This window comes from Microlunatus phosphovorus NM-1, assembly GCF_000270245.1.
Lineage (GTDB): Bacteria > Actinomycetota > Actinomycetes > Propionibacteriales > Propionibacteriaceae > Microlunatus > Microlunatus phosphovorus.
The window spans coordinates 441,765-461,431 of the sequence record NC_015635.1; the positions used below are offsets into that span (position 1 = coordinate 441,765).

The 19,667-nt window shown below is 67.5% G+C and carries 18 protein-coding genes; 11 read left to right on the plus strand and 7 right to left on the minus strand.

The features are described from left to right. The first annotated feature begins 13 nt into the window (after positions 1-13). Positions 14-694: an alpha/beta fold hydrolase gene (locus MLP_RS01890; protein WP_013861300.1), complete on the plus strand. Its 681-nt coding sequence runs from the start codon at positions 14-16 to the stop codon at positions 692-694. Between the two features lie 36 nt (positions 695-730). Here MLP_RS01890 and MLP_RS01895 read toward each other — a convergent pair whose 3' ends face one another. The 4 genes from MLP_RS01895 to MLP_RS01915 all read right to left on the minus strand — a co-directional run bounded on the left by MLP_RS01895 (position 731) and on the right by MLP_RS01915 (position 7,276). After that, positions 731-1,063, minus strand: coding sequence for a hypothetical protein (locus MLP_RS01895; RefSeq protein ID WP_013861301.1), 333 nt, complete (start codon positions 1,061-1,063; stop codon positions 731-733). 348 nt (positions 1,064-1,411) lie between these two features. Next, a complete protein-coding gene (locus tag MLP_RS01905) occupies positions 1,412-3,961 on the minus strand; it encodes a hypothetical protein (RefSeq protein ID WP_041789614.1) in 2,550 nt (849 codons plus the stop codon). A 313-nt stretch (positions 3,962-4,274) separates the two neighbouring features. Then, the gene (locus MLP_RS01910; RefSeq protein ID WP_013861304.1) at positions 4,275-4,547 is read right to left on the minus strand and encodes a DUF4242 domain-containing protein; all 273 of its coding nucleotides are present in this window, start codon (positions 4,545-4,547) and stop codon (positions 4,275-4,277) included. Between the two features lie 89 nt (positions 4,548-4,636). Continuing rightward, positions 4,637-7,276: an ATP-binding protein gene (locus MLP_RS01915; protein WP_013861305.1), complete on the minus strand. Its 2,640-nt coding sequence runs from the start codon at positions 7,274-7,276 to the stop codon at positions 4,637-4,639. A 194-nt stretch (positions 7,277-7,470) separates the two neighbouring features. On the opposite strand from MLP_RS01915, the gene MLP_RS01920 reads away from it, so the two are divergent. Then, positions 7,471-8,910: a hypothetical protein gene (locus tag MLP_RS01920; RefSeq protein WP_013861306.1), complete on the plus strand. Its 1,440-nt coding sequence runs from the start codon at positions 7,471-7,473 to the stop codon at positions 8,908-8,910. A 249-nt stretch (positions 8,911-9,159) separates the two neighbouring features. Here the strand turns inward: MLP_RS01920 and MLP_RS01925 are convergent, their stop codons facing one another. Together MLP_RS01925 and MLP_RS01930 are read right to left on the minus strand one after the other, a co-directional pair. Further along, positions 9,160-10,470, minus strand: a complete 1,311-nt coding sequence (locus MLP_RS01925) for a glycosyltransferase (protein WP_013861307.1) — start codon at positions 10,468-10,470, stop codon at positions 9,160-9,162. Positions 10,471-10,536: 66 nt separating this feature from the next. Continuing rightward, the gene (locus tag MLP_RS01930; protein ID WP_172641527.1) at positions 10,537-11,745 is read right to left on the minus strand and encodes an ester cyclase; all 1,209 of its coding nucleotides are present in this window, start codon (positions 11,743-11,745) and stop codon (positions 10,537-10,539) included. 79 nt (positions 11,746-11,824) lie between these two features. On the opposite strand from MLP_RS01930, the gene MLP_RS01935 reads away from it, so the two are divergent. The 4 genes from MLP_RS01935 (at position 11,825) to MLP_RS01950 (ending at position 13,967) form a co-directional block, all read left to right on the plus strand. Continuing rightward, positions 11,825-12,109, plus strand: coding sequence for a putative quinol monooxygenase (locus MLP_RS01935; protein WP_013861309.1), 285 nt, complete (start codon positions 11,825-11,827; stop codon positions 12,107-12,109). Between the two features lie 44 nt (positions 12,110-12,153). Continuing rightward, entirely contained in the window at positions 12,154-12,957 is an 804-nt protein-coding gene (locus MLP_RS01940; RefSeq protein ID WP_172641528.1) for an alpha/beta fold hydrolase, read from the plus strand. Between the two features lie 74 nt (positions 12,958-13,031). Then, positions 13,032-13,673, plus strand: coding sequence for a DUF1990 family protein (locus MLP_RS01945; protein ID WP_013861311.1), 642 nt, complete (start codon positions 13,032-13,034; stop codon positions 13,671-13,673). Between the two features lie 3 nt (positions 13,674-13,676). Next, a complete protein-coding gene (locus tag MLP_RS01950; protein ID WP_013861312.1) occupies positions 13,677-13,967 on the plus strand; it encodes a hypothetical protein in 291 nt (96 codons plus the stop codon). A 15-nt stretch (positions 13,968-13,982) separates the two neighbouring features. Here the strand turns inward: MLP_RS01950 and MLP_RS01955 are convergent, their stop codons facing one another. Next, on the minus strand, positions 13,983-14,981 hold the full coding sequence (locus MLP_RS01955; RefSeq protein WP_013861313.1) for an EamA family transporter: 999 nt from the start codon (positions 14,979-14,981) through the stop codon (positions 13,983-13,985). 75 nt (positions 14,982-15,056) lie between these two features. Here MLP_RS01955 and MLP_RS01960 point away from each other — a divergent pair, with 75 nt between their 5' ends. The 5 genes from MLP_RS01960 to MLP_RS01980 all read left to right on the plus strand — a co-directional run bounded on the left by MLP_RS01960 (position 15,057) and on the right by MLP_RS01980 (position 19,591). Beyond that, positions 15,057-15,605 (plus strand): CGNR zinc finger domain-containing protein, encoded by a 549-nt coding sequence (locus tag MLP_RS01960; RefSeq protein ID WP_013861314.1) that lies wholly within the window; start codon positions 15,057-15,059, stop codon positions 15,603-15,605. After that, positions 15,602-16,807, plus strand: a complete 1,206-nt coding sequence (locus MLP_RS01965; RefSeq protein ID WP_013861315.1) for a pyridoxal phosphate-dependent aminotransferase — start codon at positions 15,602-15,604, stop codon at positions 16,805-16,807. The genes MLP_RS01960 and MLP_RS01965 overlap by 4 nt, the downstream gene beginning before the upstream one ends. Before the next feature lie 96 nt (positions 16,808-16,903). Continuing rightward, positions 16,904-17,800, plus strand: a complete 897-nt coding sequence (locus MLP_RS01970) for an antibiotic biosynthesis monooxygenase (RefSeq protein WP_041789615.1) — start codon at positions 16,904-16,906, stop codon at positions 17,798-17,800. A 193-nt stretch (positions 17,801-17,993) separates the two neighbouring features. After that, positions 17,994-18,350: a YciI family protein gene (locus tag MLP_RS01975; protein ID WP_013861317.1), complete on the plus strand. Its 357-nt coding sequence runs from the start codon at positions 17,994-17,996 to the stop codon at positions 18,348-18,350. Then, the gene (locus tag MLP_RS01980; protein ID WP_013861318.1) at positions 18,350-19,591 is read left to right on the plus strand and encodes an RNA polymerase sigma factor; all 1,242 of its coding nucleotides are present in this window, start codon (positions 18,350-18,352) and stop codon (positions 19,589-19,591) included. The genes MLP_RS01975 and MLP_RS01980 overlap by 1 nt, the downstream gene beginning before the upstream one ends. Positions 19,592-19,667: the final 76 nt, after the last annotated feature.

Consider the following 19,667-nt stretch of genomic DNA (forward strand, 5'->3'; position numbering starts at 1 on the left):
GAGTGTGTAAGACATGCGTTTGATCTTCGTGCACGGCTCGACGAGCCGGAGCCCGGCTGATGCCTGGCCGCGCCAAGTCGATCTACCGAACGCCGTCTTCACGACGATGCCGGGCTATGGTGACGAGTCACCAGTCGCTTTCGCGCAGGTTGCCTGGGAGCAACGGATCATCGACGCTTGCGATGGCCCGGCTTGCGTGATCGCACACTCCTTCGGCGGACCTATCGCCATGGCGGTTGCCAGCAGGAGACCTGACTTGATCCAAGCGCTCGTGTTGATCGAGCCTGCCGCCTACGCTCTCGCTCGTGGCGTGCCAGCAATCGAAGGTCACATTGCCCGCATGTCTCCCGTCCTCGACAGAGCCGCCGATCTCGAGCCGGGAGAGTTCTGGTCGCAGTTCCTGGCCGCGATCAGTCAGCGGCAGCCTCGCCCGGCTGAACCGTCGGAGCTCCCTCGAGCTGAGCGGCAGCGTCTGTTACCAGGAGCGTGGACACTGTCGACGCCCGCCGACGTTGCGTTGAAGGTCCCGACACTCGTTCTCACCGGCGGCTGGAACGACGAGTACGAAGAGATCGCTCGTCGAATCGTCGGTGCTGAACACCGGGTCTTGGCCGGCTTTGCTCATCGGCCCCAGGATCATCCGGCGGCCACCGAGCTGATATGCGCTCACGCCGCCAAGGGCGGGCAATCCTGACTGCTGAGGACGTTCCCGCGGGAACGTCTCCGGTAGCTAGTTGAGCGATTCTGCCGGGATGTCACGGCAAGATCGCACAGCTTGGCTCTGGATCCATGCAACGTTGGAATGACTTGCTCGGCCCGCCCGGGTAGGGCGCCTGGTCGCGTCGATGATGGTGCGGATCCAGGTGCCGTCGTCATCGAACACGAACGATTCACGGCCGGCGTCGATCGTCACCCGCACGTGATGCGGCGGGGTCACGAGACACACGTCCGCGGTGAGCGTATCGCCGGTCCAGCCGCCGATAGCGCTCGCCCATGCCGTCGGACGTGCGCGCGCGTACGCCGCGACCGCTCGCCAGTGTGCGCAGTGTCCGTTGACGAACATCCTGTCCCAGGGCTACAGGCCTTCTTGGTGCGAGCGTTCGAGCATGCGGGCATCGCCTCAGGACGCAGGGCTACAACGGCATCACGCGAGGGCTGGAAATGGAACTCGAACGGCATGGCACTCCCGTTCTCACGGGATGATGATCGGGCGGTGACCGGCCTCTCCCCACAGATTCATCAAGAACTTGAGTTCGGCCTCGGTCGGCGGTCGGCCGGTGACTCCGCGGAACCAATCGCTCAGACCGACGGTGGCCGCTTTGGTCCCGGCGGGGATCAGCTGCCCACCTTCGGCAACCTTGGCGATGATGTCCTTCTTGCCGCCGAACCGGTTCGGTTTGTCCGAAATCTCCTAGACCAGATGCGGTAGCGCGGAGCGTTCCTTGAGGGCGGGCGGGGCGACCTTGATGCGCACCACGGACCCATCGGCATGCGTCCAGATCCGCATGCCGCGTTCGATCACCGGGCCCTGCATGCCTGCACGGCTCAGCTCAGTTTCGATGGTGGTGAGCGTGCGACCGGTCAGGCGGGGGAGGGCACGGACGACTGCGCCACTGCCGGCTTCCACGAGCCGCTGGAGTGTGGGATAGACCGAGAACATCGTCCAGCGGCGGAACTCGTCGAGAACGTTGCCGGTGAACCTGGTGCCCAGCATCGTCCCGAGCCCCACCAATGTCGGAGCGCCGAACTGCACCAGAGCTTCCTCGACCACGTTGGCGGACACCTTCGCGCTGCCCTCTCGGAAACGAGTGAGCATGTTTGCCGGGAGCTCGCTCAGCAGCGTACGAGCCTGGGCTGCCTTCAGCCCGCCATCGCCGACCCAGCGGATCGTGTCCCGGCCGTGTTGGGCGATGAGTTGGCGCATCTCGGGTCCGGTCAGCTGATCCAGTTCGTGCACGGCCTTCGGGCCCAGATCGCGCACCAGCTGGACGTATCCTTCCGCTCCGAGTTCGGCCGTCAATCGTCGGACAGTGTCCTCGCCGATGATCGTCACCGCCTCCGTGGTGCCTGCCATCCAAGTCCGGAAGAACACCAGTCCCTCGATGTCGGCATGTCGTGCCGACAGCTCCGACAGACGGGTGGCGAGGTCGTTGGTCTCGCGCAATAGCCGGGGACTCTTGATGGCACCGGCCGTGAACCTGCCTTGCACCGATTGTGCGGTCGCCAGGATCGTGGTGAGGTCGTCGCGAACAGGGTGAGCGGCCGGCATGCGTTCGAGAATCGCCTGGACGTGTTCGATCAGCATGATGCAGTCCGAGCACAGCCACAACGTGAGCCGCCCGGCAACCTCGATGATCTTGAGCCGGTGGCCTCCCTTGCCGATCTGAACGGGCACTTCGTGCAGTACGGAGCTGCCGGTCCCTGCTGCCACTTGCCGCCCCGCGGCGGCTCCGGCCCGCTGCTCCGACGCTTGCGCGATCTCCGCCGCCTCGCGCCGTGCTAGCGCCGCGACCTCGCGTTCGGCCTGCTCGGCGGCCTCTTTGCTCGCGACACGTTCCGTCGTGCCGGCGGCGGCTCGCGCGCCCTTGGCTCCCACCTGGTAGGCGTCGAGGAACAGGAACGCGGTGTCCAACACCGCCGCGAGCAGCGCTCCCGACGCCTGACCCCGGCTCAACACGCTGCGGTCGTCGCGTACGGTGGCTCGGGCCGCGGTGGCCATGTCGAAGTACTTCTCCCAGCTTCGTCCGGCTTGCACAGCCCCGGCGCCGAGACCGACCCCGGCGGCGACGAAGAAGGTGGCCGAGCCGAAGGTCGCCAGCTCAGCCACGATGAACGCTGCCGCGGCGAGGCTGCCCAGCCCGAGGGCGATCCAGAACTCACTGGCCTGGTGATCGGCCAGCACCTTCTTGCCGATCGACTTTCCGAACGGAGTCGACCAGTCCGTCTGGGACGGTCCGCGGGTGATGCCACCGAACAGCTGCTGATGGATGGGCACCAGATCCCGGTAGTCGAGATCGCCGGAGGAGATCTTGGGACCGGTGGCGTTGATGTCGGCCAGCACGGCGCGCAGCGACCTCCCGACCACGTTCAATACAGCCTGGGGATCGTCGCCGGCCAGCGCCGGGAGGTTCTCGTCGCGCATCGCGGCGTACACCGCGGGGTCGGCGTTGGTGATGCCCACGATCAGATCGCTCAGCGGACGGTAACGAGCATTGACGTCCTCCCACTTCGGCAGCGGCGGGTGCTCGGTGCCGCGCGGCCCCTGGAGCGGCCGGCCGGCAGGGTTGAACAGCGAGGGGAAGGGGCCGATCCGCCGCCAGCCGCCCCGCGGGCGTTCCTCGTAGTCGATCGCCCAGCCGACCTGCAGGGTCCGCAACTGCCGCTGCGCCTGCTGAGCCCGCGCGATGATCTTGGCGTGTTGACGGATCTCGGCCAGGGCGTCAGCCCGCCGCAGTGCGGCGTCCTGTGCCGTGCCGGTCGGGCCACCCGGCGCCAGGCCGAGCTGCTCCAGTTGCTGGGTCACGTATCCGCGGTTGTCGGACAGGAATCGGGCTGCCGTGCCCTTCACGTCCGTTTCGAAGGCCCGCCGATGACGCACCACGACGGGTAGGTCGTCGAGCTCGGCGCCGTAGTCGATGCTGGCGTTGAACAAGGCGATGTTGTCACCCGCGATCTGTGGGAGCTGTTCCCCGAAGCTCCGCCAGATGCGTTCCAACGCCGACTCGTCGCCGGGTCCTACCCAGCGCTCCTGGTGAAGCCGAACCACGAACCCCAGCCGTTCGCCCACACTGTAGGTGGAGAAGTCCTCGATGTCCTTGATCTCGCTCTCGTCCAGCGTGGAGCGGATCGGTGCCGGAGTGGGTACGCGCGGAGTTGCCTTGGCCGGCGGTGCAGGCGCCGGGGCGGACGGAATCCGTTGGACGGGAGCGCCGAGTTCGTTCTCCTCGTTGCAGGGGCACACCTCGTGTGGGATGGGTCCGCAACGCTGGACGGGGACCGGACGCGTCCCCCTCCCGGCTGTCGCTGGGCGCTGCCGCAGGAGCTGACCGACCGCGCGGTTCCCGGCTGCGGACTGCAACCACGCCAGCTGCGCCACGCCGGGCGGCGCGGCCGGTGCCACCGGACCTGGTGCCACTGGCCTCACCGGAGCCGGAGTCGGCGCCTTCGGCCTCAGTGCAGCCGGCTCCGTCGGCCTCTCCGGAAGTTGTGCCTGCCAGGCCGGCGCAGGTCTGGCCCTGTTCCGCTCCATCTGGCCCTGTCCCGACTCCATCGCCTCAGTGGTAGAAGTACGGGTCGAGCACCCGCACTTCGGTGATGGAGTCGACGGGAAGCCCGTTGGCCTCGGCGGCTCGCCGGATGGCCTCGGGGCTGGGAGCGTCGTAGATGCAGAAGGTCGTCATCTTGTCGTCGGTGACGAAGGACTGCACCCAGGTCACATCCTGGTCGGCATTGCGTTGCACGATTCCGGTGAGCCCTTCGGCTCCGCGATCGGTCATCGGAAGGTGCAGTCCATTCGGGAAGGTGCGCTGCACGAGGTAGCGGGTCATGTCGGATCCTCTCGCTCTCGCCCGGACCACCCGGGCCGGCTGTGATCCAGACTCACCGACTCCGAAAGCCACGGAATCGGGACCGTTCCCTATCTCCTGGCGCGCGGCTCCCCATCTTCCGCGGCGGTCAACGCCGCAGCGACCTCGCGACGCGAGGCCACACCGAGCTTGGCCAGGATCGCCGAGACATGATGGCCGGCGGTCTTCACCGAGATGTGCAGTCGAGCGCCGAGCTCGGCATCGGTGAGCCCCTCGCCCAGCAGCCGGGCCACCTCCAACTCGCGTACGGTTAGCCCGCCCGGGTTGGCGGCCGTCCGGCGCGATGGCCGCCGCGGGACGACGGCGGAGCCCACCGCACGCATCCGAGCGAGCAAGGCGTCTGCCGCGGGTGCGGCGCCCAGCCGGTCGAAGACCTCGAGAGCGCGCAGCAGGTCGGCAGCCTCGTGTCCGTCGGCAAGGGCAGCGGCCGCCTCGTACGGGCAGTCGAGCTCGTTCCACAGCGCCGCCGCACTCGACAACTCACCGCGGACATGCGCGGCGAAGGGCTCGGCGGCACCGGACGGCAACAGTTCGAGCTCACCCGCACGCCAGAGCCAGTAGCCGAGTTCGCCGATCGCCCAAGGCTGGCTCCGGAGCAGCGCGAGCTCGTACGTGTCGCGCACCAGCGCCGGAATCCGTTCCGGGTGTCCATGAATCCAGGCCGACTCGGCACGGCCTGCCGCGGCACCGGAGAGTCGTTGCAGATCTCCGCTGCTCTCGGCGAGTCGCCAAGCCTCGTTCAACGGCTCGTCGGCGTCGTCTCGGCCTATCCGGACTCGTGCCCGTCCGATGACGGTGAGCGCCACTATCCGCGTCGTGATGGCGGGATCGTCCTTGACCTGCTCGGCGATTGTCAGAGCGGTCGGCCAATCGGCGTGCTCGAAACTCAGCCGAGCCAGCCAGGCTGTCGCATAGCCGTTGTTGCGATCGAGATCGCGGTCTGCGCACCAGTCGCGAGCCGCACGTAGCCACCGGTCGGCTTGGGCATAGCGTCGGACATCCCCGGCTCCGGAGCCGAGATTGATCAGCGCCCCCGACACGGCGATGTCATCGCCCATCTCCTCTGCCAGGCGCCGAGCCCGCAGCAGCGGCTCCTCGGCCTCGTCGGGCGCCAACAGCCACAATGACGAACCAACGGCATTGAGAGAGCGGACGAGCGTCCAGTTGTCGCCGTAGTCGGTGGCCAGCCGGGCCGCCTGCCGCCCCAATGCGACCGCCTCCTCCGACTCGTCGGCCAGCATCAGCAGCACCGCCCCGCTCATCAGCGCGACTGCCTTGTCCCGGCTGTCCGGCCGGTTGTCGAAGTGCCGGATCGCCTCGCGTACCGCCTCGTGTGCCTCCGCACCATGCGCCATGTCCCACAGGACGCGGGCACGATTGGCCATCACGCGCCCCTCGTCGTCCGGCCGATCCAGCCGTTGCCACGCCAGCCGCGCCTTGTCGGAGGCCGCGAGAGCCCGGACGTCATCACCGAAGGTCGACGATTCACGAGCAAGGCATTCCCAGGTACGCGCCGCGTCCTCCGGTCCAAGGGCACCCGCCGCAAGCGCGCGCTCGTACTGTTGTGCCGCGGATCGATGCGCGCCGGCGCGGCTCGCGGCGTCCCCTGCGACCACCGCATACCGGGCTGTCCGTTCAATGTCGCCGGCACGTTCGGCGTGGTGGGCGAGACTTGCCGGATCGGCCCCGCGCCGCTCCAGTTCCGCAAGCAGCCGCAGCTGGGCGGCCCGGGCGAGAGCCGGTGGCATCGCGTCCTCGATCGCGCGCCGGGCGAGCTCATGGCGAAACGACACCGTCGAGCCGCTGATCCGCAGCATTCCCGCAGTGACACACTCGTCAAGAACGTCCGCCGACACCGACGCCACGGTCAGTACGACGTCGATCGGCACCGCTCCCGCCGGTGCGAGCGACACGGCGTCGAGCACCTGCCGGGCCGCAGCCGACAGGGGCGCCGCCCGTGCCAAGACGGCGTCACGGACACTCACCGGCACACCGTGCACCGATCCGGCCGCAACCACCTCGGTCACAAAGAACGGGTTGCCCTCGGTGACTTCGAAGAGTTCGGTGGCGTCCAGTCCGGCGCCCACCTTGGCGGCCAGGGCCGCAACCGAGGCCGGCCCGAGCCGGTCCAGCCTCAGCCGTGACACGCCACCAAGAGTCGCCAGCCGCCCGAAGGTGGCGGTCAGCGGATGAGAGCGGTCCAGTTCGTCATCGCGACTGGTCACCACCACTGCTGCTCGGGTGCGTGCCACCCGTCGGCCGAGGAACACCAGCAGGTCACGTGTTGCCTCATCGGCCCAATGGACATCCTCGATGATCACCAGTGTGGGCGGCCGAGGGGCCTGCAGCTCGGCAACCAGACCGGTGAAGCACTCATACCGTGGCCGCTCGTTGGCCAGCGCAGCCAGCAGGTCACCGCGGGTTTCGAACGCGATGTCATGCAACGGGCCGAGCGGACGGGGCGTGCTCAACGAGTCACACGCTCCCCACAGCAACCTGCTCCCGGTCGGTAGTTCCTCGGCGAGGGCGCGTACGAGTGAGGTTTTGCCCACGCCCGACTCCCCGAGCACCAGCGTCAACGACCCGTGGCCGGCGGCGGCATCGAGGAGCTGGGCACGCAACGCGTCGAGCTGCGATGCCCGCTCCAACAGCCGCGTACCGCTCGACGTCATCGCGTCGATCTCGACCATGGGCCCCAGGATGTCACTACGGCAGTCCACGAAAGGACCCGCCGGTACGGCGACCCTCCGATATGTCCCACCGATATATGGGGAGTACGCCGACACAAATGGGGAGGCACTCCCGATGACCAAGTGCGCTCAATATTTCTAACGTCGAAGCTGTCATTTGGACCGATAGAAGCGACCGATAGAAGGAGACAACAATGCGAAGGCGCAGACGAATCCTGGGCGCGATCACCGCGATCGCCACCCTGGCCACGATCGGCATGACCGGGCAAGCGCCCACGGCCGAGTCCGCCAGCGGATGCCGGACTCCCAGCTCCGACTTCGATGCGGACGGGGCGCCCGATGTCGCGGTCGGCATACCCGGACGATCCGGGAAGCCCGGTGCGGTGCAGGTCCGGCTCAGCAACAAGGGCAAGCCGCACACCACCACCATCGCCGGGCCCCACGGCTTCGGCACCGCACTCACCTCGTTGTCCTCGTACGAGGCTCCCGGCGACGAGGCACTGTGCTCCCAACTGGTCGTCGGCAGTCCCGAGGAAAGCACCCGGACCGACCTGCGGCGCAGCGGAGTGGTCTACACCTACTACTGGAGCAGCTCCGCCAAGCGGTTCGCGCTGCGCAACCTGTTCGAGCAGCCCGGCGAGTCCGGCGCCAGGTTCGGTGCCGCCCTGGCCACCGAACAACGCGGCGCCGGCCAGGTCACCTCTCGGCCGGGCACGCTGTACGTCGGCTCACCCGGCAGGGACATCGACGGTATCCCGGACACCGGCCAAGTGACCTCGTTCTGGATCGATGCCGACGAGGACCCCGACGTCCACGACACCCACATCACTTGGCTCGGGGAGCCGGTGACCGACGCTCCCGAATCGAGAGCCGCTCTCGGATCGTCGCTCGCGGCCGCCGGTGGCCAGATCGCCATGGGCATGCCCGGCTTCCCGACTCGAGGCCGGGCGGGCGCGGGCGCCGTGCTGGTCGACATCGTGGGCACCGATCCCGACCGTCCGGGCCCCCTCCTGCTGTCCCAGGACACCGACGGTGTGCCGGGAACCGCGGAGAAGGGCGACCGGTTCGGCGCAGCGGTGCACCTGGTGCCGGGCTCGACCCCTGGCACGACCACCCTGCTGGTGGGTTCGCCGGGGGAGGACGTCGGTAGCGCCGTGGACGCGGGAGCCGTGACCATTGCCCGCATCTCGTCGGCCACCGCCGACCTCAGTGGAAAGGCCCGGACCGTGAACCAGAACTCAGCCGGGATGGCCGGCACCTCAGAACGGGGTGACCAGTTCGGGGCGGCCGTGTCGAGCATGCGATCCGGATCGCGCACGCTGTTCCTCGTCGGCGCCCCGGGTGAGGACGTCGGCAAGAAGCGCGACGCCGGCATGGTCCAGACGATCGGCACCGGGAAGGGCTGGACGCAGAACAGCAAAGGCGTTCCCGGTCACGCCGAGACCGGCGACCGAATGGGCGCCTCACTCGGCGGCTCGGTCGCCACCGGGGCGACCCGGTCGCTGATCGGGGTTCCCGGCGAGAACAAGAACACCGGTGGTGTGCTGATCGGACTCCCGATCGACCGATACCGGCCGACCTTCGTGGTCGGGAAGAGCGCGGGAGCTCGGTACGGATTCAGCGTCGGCCCCTGACCCGCCGGTCGGCATCGCCAGTGTCTTGTGGTCCAGGAACCTGGGCGACACGGCTACACGGGCCTGAGCAATGTACGGCACAGGTCGTCGGACAGTCCTCCGAGACGTTCCCGCGGGAACGTCTCGGAGGATTCGGCGATGATCCGGACAAGGCACGAGGACGCGGATCACGAGCGGACAGAACTCGAGTTGATTCCGTTTGCTCCGGTAGTCCAGAGCTGAGGTTCAGTCTTGTGACCAGCGCCGAGGTCAACGGCCTGCTCGACTTGGTCGAGAACCTCGATCGGTTGCGGCTCCGGACAGCAGCTTCTCCAGTTCCTCGGCAGCTGCCAACTCGCGACCGGTCGAGGCTATCTCCAGCTGCAGCTCCGCTGCTCTCCGGCGGAACCGCTCGTCGCCCAGCACCTGGCGGACGGCGGCGGTGATGGCTTCCGGTCGCGGCGTTTGGGTCCGAAGGTTGATCCCGACGCCCGACCAGCCGACCCGGGCTGCGACCTCCACCTTGTCCTCGGTCTTCCCGGCCGCAACGATCGGCACCCCGGCGGCCAGGGCGAGTTGAACCGCCCCGAAGCCGGCGTTGGTGACCAGTACGTCGGCCCGCGGCAGCAACCGGTCGAACGGGATGAACCGCTCGACCCGGGCGTTCGCCGGCAGCGGGCCGAGTTCACGTGGATCCCGGCCGCCGGTGACCGCCACCACAAGGACGTCCTCGCCGGCCAGTGCGGCCAAACCAGGTTGGAGCAACTCGGTCGGGTCGGTCGCCACGGTGCCTTGGTTGAGAACGATCACCGGCTTGCCGGCATCCAGATCCGACCACCAGTCCGGCTCCGTCCAGCCCTGAACGGGCAGCGGCCTGACAGGTCCGACGAAGCGCACGTGCTCCGGGAGATTGCGTTGTGGGTACTCGAAGCCCTTCGCGCCCAACTGGAGATAGAGCGAAGCGTGCAACATGTACTCGAAGACGATCTCGTCGCGGGCAGGCAGGCCGAAATCGGCCCGGACCTCATTGACGGCGTCGGTCATCCCGGCGAACAAGGTCCGCCGCACCAATGTGTGCAGGACCTGGTTGCGGAGGGACCCAAGAGCACCGGTGGTCGGTCGGAGCCCCAGTCCGAACGGCGGTACGTCGCGACTCGGGAACCCGACCACGCTGACCCCGAACGCGGCGAACGGCGGCCCGCCGAGTTCGCTGAGCATGGGGCCCGCGATCAAGCCGGTGTCGCCGACGATCAGATCGGCCGGCTCGTCCTCGAGGGCGGCCAGCAGATCGGCCAGGTGGGTCCGGGCGGGCTGGGAGAAGGCGACGGCCATGTCGAACTTCAGCTTGGCGAGACCGGACAGTTCTGCTCGCTGGGGAAAGAAGTCGTCCAGTCCAACCAGGCTGAAGTCGTGGTCGCTCATCGGCAGATACTCCGCGCCGATGGCTTGGATCCGGTCGGCGTACTTGCGGCCGGCGTACCACCGGACGCTGTGGCCGCGCTCGATCAGAGCGCGGACGATGGGCAACGCGGGGACAGTGTGGCCGTCGGCGGGCGTGGTGGCGAAAATGATGCGTGACATGAAGTTCAGTCTTCAACTACCCGTTCTCGCGGACATCGGTAGCGACTACTGAGCCGCACTCCAGTACTACCGAGATTCCATGCGCCGGGAGCGCGCGCTTAGCGCCGCGGGGCCTGAACGACCGTGAAGACGACCCGAAAGGTCACCGAGGCCCTCAGCCGCCAGAGCTGAAGCAGCGTCACGGGTGGCGCTGGCAAGGATCGCGCGGACCTCGGCGGCGTCGATGCCGGCGCGAATTGCTTCTTGGTCTCCGGGCTGCCATCCGCCTGAGCCGGCGAGTGGGATCTCGGTGAGATATCGCCGCTCGTGCTCCGGAATCCGCGCGACGACGAGATCCGGGTCTTCTGCGGCGGTCGCGTACAGGTCCGGTCCGTCGGCGTAGAACAGATCGGTCACGACAAGGTGCCCGTCGGACGCGCGCATGATGTTGCTGGGATTGTCGTCGAGCGGGCCGCACCAGGGCAGTTCTGCTTTCGCTCGTTCGTGGATGCGCTGGATCGTGTCAACGAGTTCCTCGTACTCGGGAGCTCGCTCCGCAATTGCCCGGTGGACGGCTGCGGCGACGTGTTCGGGGACGGGATCCAGCCACTCCATGATCTGAAGGTCACCTCCGCCAGCCAGCCTGCGGTGCGCATGCAGGATCGGAACCTGTCCGGTCGCCGTCGCCTCTCGGTACAGCGCAGCGGCGTAGGGACCGGTCGGATCGAACGGGCTGATCCTGGCCGCCATGGTTCCGTCGGGGGAGCGGAGTGCGATTGCCCAGTCCCCGGCCGCCACCTTGGTCCAACCGGTGGCCCGGAGCGCAGCCTCCACCATCCGGTGATTGGGGCGCTCACCCAGTGCTGCGAGAAGCGCTCCGAAATCGCTGTTGGACTGTGGGTCCGGGGTGGTGATCACGGTCAGATCGTCGTTTGGGGTCGTGGCCGCAACCGACCTCGAGAGCTCGAGGCCCCAGTGCTCCTCCACGTGCTCGTCCTTGAGTCTGAGGATCTCGACCGTGCGGCGCTCTACGTGAGTGTCGTCGTCGGCCGTGCCAGCCCAGTGCAGGACGCCAGCTTCCACATCACCCACTCGGACGACATCTGAGGCATGGACTCGAAGGTCGGCCAGCGACCGCCGTGCGCTCGATACGATCGCGATGAACTCCTCGGGGCCGTCGAACTCGATCCACTCCGGTCGTTGATGATCCACATACCCGGCGGCGAACAAGATGGAGACAGTGCTCAGCTCACCGGAACTGAAGATTCCCGCGATCTGCGCGAGCAAGAACGTCATCAGATCCTCCTCCGTATTCTTGGCGCTCGACATTCTCGGCGCTCGACGAGAACGGACCGCTCGAATAGTGTGAAAGACCATGATTGCTGTGTTGGGTCATCTGGTCGTGGATCCCGAAAACCGTGACTCGTTCCTCGCGGTGTCGCTGGGGGCAATTCAAGCAGCCCGACGTACGCCCGGATGCCTGCATTTCACGGTCACGGCCGACCCTGTCGAGCCAGCCTGGGTGGCGATTGCCGAGCTGTGGTCGAGCCGAGCGGAGCTGGAGGCATTCCGAAGCAGTCCGTCTGGTGAGGACGACGCCAACCCATCCGCGTACGTCCGCGAGTTTCATGTCACGGAGTACGACGTCGCTGACCTTTGACGCTGAAGATCCGCGCGGGGGCGATGCCGGGTCATAATCACGGGGTGACTGCCGAGCGAGCGCCCATGGTTCGGGAGTTGGGTCGTGGGCGTCCGATTCTTGTGGTCCACGGGGGGATGGGCAACGAGGTGCCGTGGCTGCGGGTCGCCAAGGCGATGAGTACGCGCTATCGGGTTGTGCTGATCCGTCGACGGCTGTATCGCTTGGAGATCCCGGTTCGACTGGAGCAGGCCATCGCGGACCAGGTGGCAGAGGTCTTGGACGTCGCCCGTGGGTTCGATGAGCCTTGCGTCATCGTCGGCCATTCATCTGGCGCACTCATTGCGCTCGAGGCGTTGGCTGCCGATTCGGGTCCCTTTGCGGGCGGGATCATCTACGAACCGCCGACCCCCTTGCCTGAGCTTCCTTTTGGTGAGCCAGGTCTCGGGCCACGGGCTCGCGCTGCCCTCGACGCTGGGCATGTCGGCCGCGCGTTGCAGATTTACCTCCGTGAGGGCTTCAGAGCACCCAACTGGTGGAGCGCCGTTGCGCCGGCGCTGGCACTGCTGCCGGTGGTTCGACAGTTCGTACCTCGTCAGATCGACGATTACGAGTCGATGGTCAGGCTCGGTGTCCGCTTAGATGCCTACGCGACTATCGATTGTCCCCTGTGGGTCCTCGCTGGGGAGAAGAGCCCGGCTCACTTCCGGCAACGGTCCGCGCGGTTGGCCGCCACGCATCCCCGAGCCGACTTGGTCATGCTGCCGGGGGCTGGTCACAATGCAAACCAGTCGCAGCCGCGACGGTTGGGTGACCTCATCTGCGACTTCGCCAAACCACTGATCGGCGATTCTGCGGGACGCGCATGACAGACCGCAGTCGGAGAGATGCTGGGAAGAGCGCCGGGTCAGCGGCGTCGGGTGACAGTGGGGAGTCCTCTTCGGTGCTCACGTACGACGAGGTCGGGGCGACTGCAGCAGCTGAATTGCCGTCCGGCTACCGGCATCTGCACGAGTGGCGTCAGATCGGTTTCGGCCAGGAATGGTTCATCGAGGCCTCGCAGCGGCTGCTCAGCTGGAACGCTCACCGGCGGGCTGGGGTCCGAGTTGATACTGCGTCGCCGGTATCGCTCGACCAGGCTGTGGTGTTGCGGCTCCGTTTCGGGCCGCTCAGGTTCACCGCTCCGGTACGCGTCGTCGACTACATCGACACCCCGACCGAGCGTGGGTTCGCCTACGGGACGCTGCCAGGGCACCCCGAGATCGGTGAGGAACGCTTCGCCGTTCAAATCGACGAGGACGACATCGTGTGGGCCGAGATCCGGGCGTTCTCCCGGCCCGGGCGGTGGTTCACCCGGTTGGGTGACCCGCTGGCGCGGAGCGTCCAAGACGCCGTTACCAGGAAGTACCTGCGCGCTCTCGAGGACGGTCGGCCGTTGCCCTGCCCCTGCTGTGGTGAGCGCACTCTGCCGGAGCGAAGCGCCTGCGAGTGGTGCCCCGTCTGCGACTGGGAAGACGACCCCAACCAGCTACGAGACCCGCATTCCCCTGAGCATTGGCTTTCGCCTGACCTCGGACCGGCGTGACTGATGCGCCTCGAGCTGACCGTTTCCTACAGCCACTTGTTCCGTGGCGTCCGGTTACGCGGCCCGGCAGCGGTGGCACTCCCGGTGCGAGCGTCGGGTGTGGACCTGATGTTCAGTGATGGCGTCGAACTCGAAGCCGAGCTCGTGGAGTTGGACGATGCCGCGTTGGCGCTCGCCGTGCCGGCGTATGAGACCGCGACCGGTCATCAGATCAAGGCGGCACTCTGGTCGATCGGCGAGGTGATTGCAGATCAGGACGCGATGACCATCAAACTGGGCCCACGGCTGCACTGACCTGCCATCTCGCCGTCATCGCCGACCATGGTCAAGGCGGCGACGGGTACTACGCGGACCGACGAGCGTGCCCGGCGGCGTCTGCACCACCGCGATGCCGGTCAGGATCAAGATTCCGCCGACGACCTGGACGGGAGTGGGGATCTGGCCCAGCAGGATGGCCGCGAAGACCACCGCCAAGATCACCTCCGACAATGCCACGAATGAGGCGATCGAACTCCCGAGCCGCCGGACTGCCTCGATGCCGCTGATGTATGCCAAAGCGGCGGACACCAAGGCCAGGGCGAGCATCGGCACCCACCACGGCACCGGGTGTCCGGCGAAGAGCGCCGGAGCCGAAGCTGTTGTCAGTGGGACGATGCCGATTGCTCCGGCCAGCAGCAGGAGGACAGCCCCCACGCCGGTGCCGACGGTGGTCATCAGCAGTGGCGGTGGCGCCGCGGTGGTGCGCTCCGACATGAGGAAATAGCCGCACAGGCAGAGCGCGGCGCTCAGCCCCCAGGCCACGCCGACCAGGCTGATCCGTACCTCACCGGTCAGATCGAGCACCAGCGCGAGCCCGGCCAGCGACAGCGCCGCTCCCACCAGCTTCGTCGCACTCGGCCGCTGGCCGCGACGCAACCAGAGCCAGCCGATCAACAGCACGGGCGCCAGATACTCCAGCAGCAGCGCCACGCCGACCGAGAGATGCTGAACGGCGTTGAAATAGCAGAGCTGGCCGCCGGCGACGGCCACGATCCCGTACGCGATCATCCGCCGGGTCTGCCGGCCGGACGGCAGTCCGGTACGGCGGAGCAGGAACAGGCATGGGATCAGCAGAACCAGGAAGGCTCCGCCCACTCGGCCGGCCACCACGGCGGCCGGTGACCACCCGGTGACCAGCATCGTGCCGGCCAACGGTCCGGCAAGACCGAAGGCCGCGGCCGACACCAGCGCGATCGGCAAACCGGTCCGCAGGTCTACGGTGGTGCTGCCCACTGCCGTGGCGGCAGGCTGGCTGGCGGTGCTGGGCACAGTGCGAGGTCCTACTAGTAATGAGTAAATTGATCTACGCTAATGACACTACGAGGGGAGGTGTCAGGAGTCAAGATGGTTTTCGCTTATGACACCGAGGTGTCGCTGGTCGAAGCGGCGATGCTGGTGAACACCGTGGACAGTGACGGTGTGGATGCGCTCGCAGACCCGGCCGGGCTGCAGGTCTGGCTGGCGCAGCATCCCTTCACGGGCGTCATCCTGGGCAACGCGGACGAGGTTGCCGAGGTACGCGCCGTGCGGACCCAGCTCCGGCGGCTGTGGCAGGTCGCCGATCGCGATGCCGCAGTCCCGATCATCAATGACCTCCTCGCTGCCGCCGATGCGCGCCCCTTCTTGACCAGGCACGACGAGTGGGACTGGCACCTGCATGTGACCCCGCCGGATGCGCCGCTGGCTCAGCGGATGGCCGCCGAGGCCGCGATGGCGTTCCTGGAATTGGTCCGCGCCGATGACTGGGGGCGGCTGAAGACCTGTGCCGCCGACGACTGCCACGACGTCCTCGTCGATCTCTCCAAGAACCGCTCGAAGCGCTACTGCGACGACGGCAACTGCGGCAACAGGGCGGCGGTTGCCGCCTACCGAGCGCGGAAGCGAGCCAGATGATCACTCCCTCCAAGCGGTCGGCTGTGCCGCCCTTCACCGTGATGACCGTCCTGCAGCGGGTTGCCGAACTCCGCGCCACCGGACGCGAGGTGATCTCGCTCTGCGCGGGTGAGCCGTCCCAGGGCGCTCCGTCGGACGTGAAACGACGGCTGGGTGAGCTGATGATCGACCGGACCCCACTCGGCTACAGCGAGACCTTCGGGATCCGTCCGCTGCGGGAGGCGATCGCCGGCCACTACCGACGCTGGTATGACCTCGACATCCCGGTCGAGCAGATCGCGATCACCACGGGTTCGTCCGGCGCCTTCGTGCTGAGCTTCCTGGCGGCCTTCGATCCCGGTGACCGGGTGCTGCTGGCGAGGCCCGGCTATCCGGCCTACCGGAACATCCTGACCAGCCTCGGCTGCCAGGTCGTCGAGCTCGGGTGCGGACCGGCCGAGCGGTTCCAACCGACTCGCGCACTGCTGGACCAGGCTCTGGCCGAGGGACCGGTCGCCGGTCTGATGCTCGCGTCGCCGGCGAACCCGACCGGGACGATGGTCGGCCACGAGCAACTGGCCGAGCTGGTCGCCTGGTGTGCCGAGCACCACGTACGGCTGATCAGCGACGAGATCTACCACGGCATCGTCGATGCCTCCCTGGCCGAGCGAGTCGGACCGGGCAGCTGTGCCTGGCAGCACGATCGAATGTCGGTGGTCATCTCCTCGTTCTCCAAGTTCTGGGGGATGACCGGCTGGCGGCTCGGCTGGGCCTTGGTCCCCGACGATCTCGTCGGTGCCGTGGACGCGCTCGCCGGCAACTACGCGCTCTGTGCGCCTGTGCCCGCACAGCACGCTGCGATCGGGGCCTTCACCGAATGCTCCTACACCGAGGCCGAGGCGGCCGTACGGGAGTTCGCCGCAGCCCGGTCGCTGGTGTTGGACGCGGTCCCGGATCTCGGCTGGTCGAAGGTCGCACCCGCCGACGGCGCCTTCTACATCTGGGCCGATATCGCCGACCAGCTCGGTCCGTACACCGACAGCACTGCCTGGTGCGCGGCCCTGCTGGACGCCGAGGGGGTCGCGGTGACGCCCGGCGCCGACTTCGACACCGTCCACGGCGGGACGGCGATCAGGCTCTCGTTGGCGGCCGGGCCGGAGGCCATCGGCGCCGCGCTGCTGCGGATCCACCGTTTCCAGCAAAGGCTCGCGGATCCACGCTAGTCTCTCGCCTCGGACGCACACGGGGGCGTTCAGGGACCGACTCTGCGGCGTAGCGAAGGCAGGTATCCGATGGGCGATGGACGTACGACGGTCGTCATGAGCTTCCACCGCGTGGGGGAGGAGGCCGATTTCGCCGCCTTCGCCGAGCGAGTCGCCGCGGACGCGGCTGAGGATGCCGGTTTCTTCGGATGGCAGGCGTCGGTGCTGGCCTCACCGCTGCTGGACTGGGCGATCGCGGTGCGCTTCCGCGAGGAGTCGTCGGTGCATGACTGGCTGGATCGCGCCCGCGACCTGATCACCGGCTCCGGCTATCAGCGCGCCAGTATCGAGTTCATCATCGACGGCGCTCCCCGTACGCCGGGGGTCGTGGTGGTGAACGAGGCCGTGGAGTCCGGCCGCGAAGCGGCCTTCGTGGAGACCGCCGAGCACCTGGCCCAACTGGAGCGAGCCCAGCCTGGTTGGGAGGGCTCTAGTGTCTTTCCGCCCGGCGGCATCCTGACATCTTGGTCATCGGTCATCCGGTTCCGGACGGAGAGCCAACTCGAAGCATGGCTGGCGTCCCCGGCATTGACCGAAGCCCTGCCACGCTTCCAGGCACACCTGAGTGAGGAGGCCAAGGTCACCACCGCCACGACGTTTGGCTCCACGCTTCGCGTCACCGACGGAAAGGCCGTCGTCACGCCCGACTGGAAGACCGCGCTCGCGATCCTGCTGGTGCTCTATCCCACGGTGATGCTGCTGGCGAAGTTCGTCGGTCCGACACTCAGCGCCATCGCCCCTCAGCCCTGGCTGGGGACCTTCCTCAACCTGGCGATCAGCATCGTGCTGCTGACCTGGGTGCTGATGCCACTGTCCGCACGTCTGCTCAGGCGCTGGCTCGATCCCGTCGAGGGCGCCGGGGTCAAGGTGAGCCTGCTCGGCGCCGCAGGAGTCTGTGCCGGTTACCTGCTCCTCTTCCTGATCTTCGGCACCGTCGGCTTCCTGCAGCTCTGACCGCGGCCCCGTTCGTCAGTTCCATCCGTGGATGGAGACCCGGACGAAGTGCGGCACATCGGCAACGGAATTCGCGCCGATGGATGGAAATTGCCGGACCGAATCTGCGTGCGGCTTGTCGGATCGGGCCCAGTCCGTTCGTAGCACGGTTGAGAGGGCGCCCGAACCGGGCCCGCAACGTGAGGAGACAGAGATGACCCAGTACATGATGTCGGTCTACGGACCGGCCGACTACGCCGAGTACGGCACCTATCCCTCGGAGGAGGCGATGAAGCAAGCCATGGCCGACACCGGCAAGTTCAACGAGCGGCTGCAGGAGCAGGGCTACTGGGTGTTCGCGAACGGTCTGGCGCAGGCGACGACCGCGACGGTCGTCGACGGGCAGGGCGCTGAGCCGGTGATCACTGACGGCCCCTATCTGGAGTCCAAGGAATACCTCGGCGGCTTCTGGATCATCGAAGCCCCTGACCTCGATGTCGCGCTGCGGCTTGCCGCAGAGGGCTCGAAGGCGTGCCGGGGCAAGGTCGAGGTGCGTCCCTTCCAGGGCTGATGACACTCATCGCCGACGCGATCACCCGGGTCTACCGTGAGGAGTGGGCCCGGGTGGTCGCCGGGCTGGCCAGGCGTCTTGGCGACTTGGATCTCGCCGAAGAGATGGCGGCTGAGGCGTTCGCGGTTGCCGTCGAGCGCTGGCCCGCCGACGGCGTACCGCCCAATCCCGGCGCCTGGATCACCACCACCGCCAACCGGCGCGCCATCGACCGGCTGCGCCGTGAGTCCCGCCGTGACGACAAGCAGCAGGAGGCTCAGATGCTGCTCGACGACAGTCCTCCCGAGCCGGTCGGCGTGATCGAGGACGATCGCCTCCGGCTGATCTTCATCTGCTGCCACCCCGCCCTGGGGGTGGACGCTCGGATCGCTTTGACTCTACGGCTGGTGGGCGGGCTGACCGTGGCCGAGATCGCCCGGGCCTTCCTGGTGCAGGAGGCGACCATGGGGCAGCGGATCACTCGTGCGAAGAGCAAGATCAAAGCTGCCGGGATCCCTTATCGGGTTCCGTCTTCCGAGGATCTCCCAGCCCGCACCTCCGGTGTCCTTGCTGTGCTTTTCCTGGTCTTCAACGAGGGCTACCTTGCCTCGGCACCCGACCAGGAGGCGGTGCGCAGCGACCTCACCAGTGAGGCGATCCGGCTCACTCGACTGCTGCGGGTCTTGCTGCCGGACGATGGTGAGGTGACTGGTCTGCTGGCGCTGATGCTGCTCACCGAGGCCCGTCGGCCGGCGCGTGTCTCGGCGTCGGGTGAGCTGGTCACGCTCGACGAGCAGGACCGCGGTGCTTGGGATGCCGGGCTGATTGCCGAAGGACAGGCGCTGGTCCGAGAGCGGCTGGTTGCTGTCTCCTCCGGTCGCGCTCGCCCGGGGCGCTATCAGATCCTGGCCGCCATCAATGCCGTACACACCTCCGCCCGCGACATCCGCGACACCGACTGGTCTCAGATCGTCGCCCTCTATGACCAGCTGGCGGCGATCGACCCGTCGCCCATCGTGGTGCTCAATCGGTCCGTCGCGCTCGCTGAGCTCGACGGACCGGAGGTGGCGCTGGCGGTGGTCGAGGGACTGGAGCTGGACCAGTATCACGCCTACCACGCCACCCGCGCGGACCTGCTCCGCCGACTCGGTCGCTCAGCTGCTGCCCATGCCGCTTACGAACGGGCCATCGAGCTGGCCGGCAACACCGCCGAGATCGCGTACCTCACGCGGAGACGAGACCAGTTGGGTCGCCCTCGCTGACTTCTTCGTGATGGGAATTTGACTTTCAACGCGGCTGCTCACGGCGTGTCGGGCCTTCCGACGGGCGCGAGGTGCA

Coding starts and splice junctions, on each gene's coding strand:
- MLP_RS01890 (WP_013861300.1), top strand. CDS start 14: ATGCGTTTGATCTTCGTGCACGGCTCGACGAGCCGGAGCCCGGCTGAT.
- MLP_RS01895 (WP_013861301.1), bottom strand. CDS start 1,063: ATGTTCGTCAACGGACACTGCGCACACTGGCGAGCGGTCGCGGCGTAC.
- MLP_RS01910 (WP_013861304.1), bottom strand. CDS start 4,547: ATGACCCGCTACCTCGTGCAGCGCACCTTCCCGAATGGACTGCACCTT.
- MLP_RS01915 (WP_013861305.1), bottom strand. CDS start 7,276: ATGGTCGAGATCGACGCGATGACGTCGAGCGGTACGCGGCTGTTGGAG.
- MLP_RS01920 (WP_013861306.1), top strand. CDS start 7,471: ATGCGAAGGCGCAGACGAATCCTGGGCGCGATCACCGCGATCGCCACC.
- MLP_RS01925 (WP_013861307.1), bottom strand. CDS start 10,470: ATGTCACGCATCATTTTCGCCACCACGCCCGCCGACGGCCACACTGTC.
- MLP_RS01930 (WP_172641527.1), bottom strand. CDS start 11,745: ATGACGTTCTTGCTCGCGCAGATCGCGGGAATCTTCAGTTCCGGTGAG.
- MLP_RS01935 (WP_013861309.1), top strand. CDS start 11,825: ATGATTGCTGTGTTGGGTCATCTGGTCGTGGATCCCGAAAACCGTGAC.
- MLP_RS01950 (WP_013861312.1), top strand. CDS start 13,677: ATGCGCCTCGAGCTGACCGTTTCCTACAGCCACTTGTTCCGTGGCGTC.
- MLP_RS01960 (WP_013861314.1), top strand. CDS start 15,057: ATGGTTTTCGCTTATGACACCGAGGTGTCGCTGGTCGAAGCGGCGATG.
- MLP_RS01965 (WP_013861315.1), top strand. CDS start 15,602: ATGATCACTCCCTCCAAGCGGTCGGCTGTGCCGCCCTTCACCGTGATG.
- MLP_RS01970 (WP_041789615.1), top strand. CDS start 16,904: ATGAGCTTCCACCGCGTGGGGGAGGAGGCCGATTTCGCCGCCTTCGCC.
- MLP_RS01975 (WP_013861317.1), top strand. CDS start 17,994: ATGACCCAGTACATGATGTCGGTCTACGGACCGGCCGACTACGCCGAG.
- MLP_RS01980 (WP_013861318.1), top strand. CDS start 18,350: ATGACACTCATCGCCGACGCGATCACCCGGGTCTACCGTGAGGAGTGG.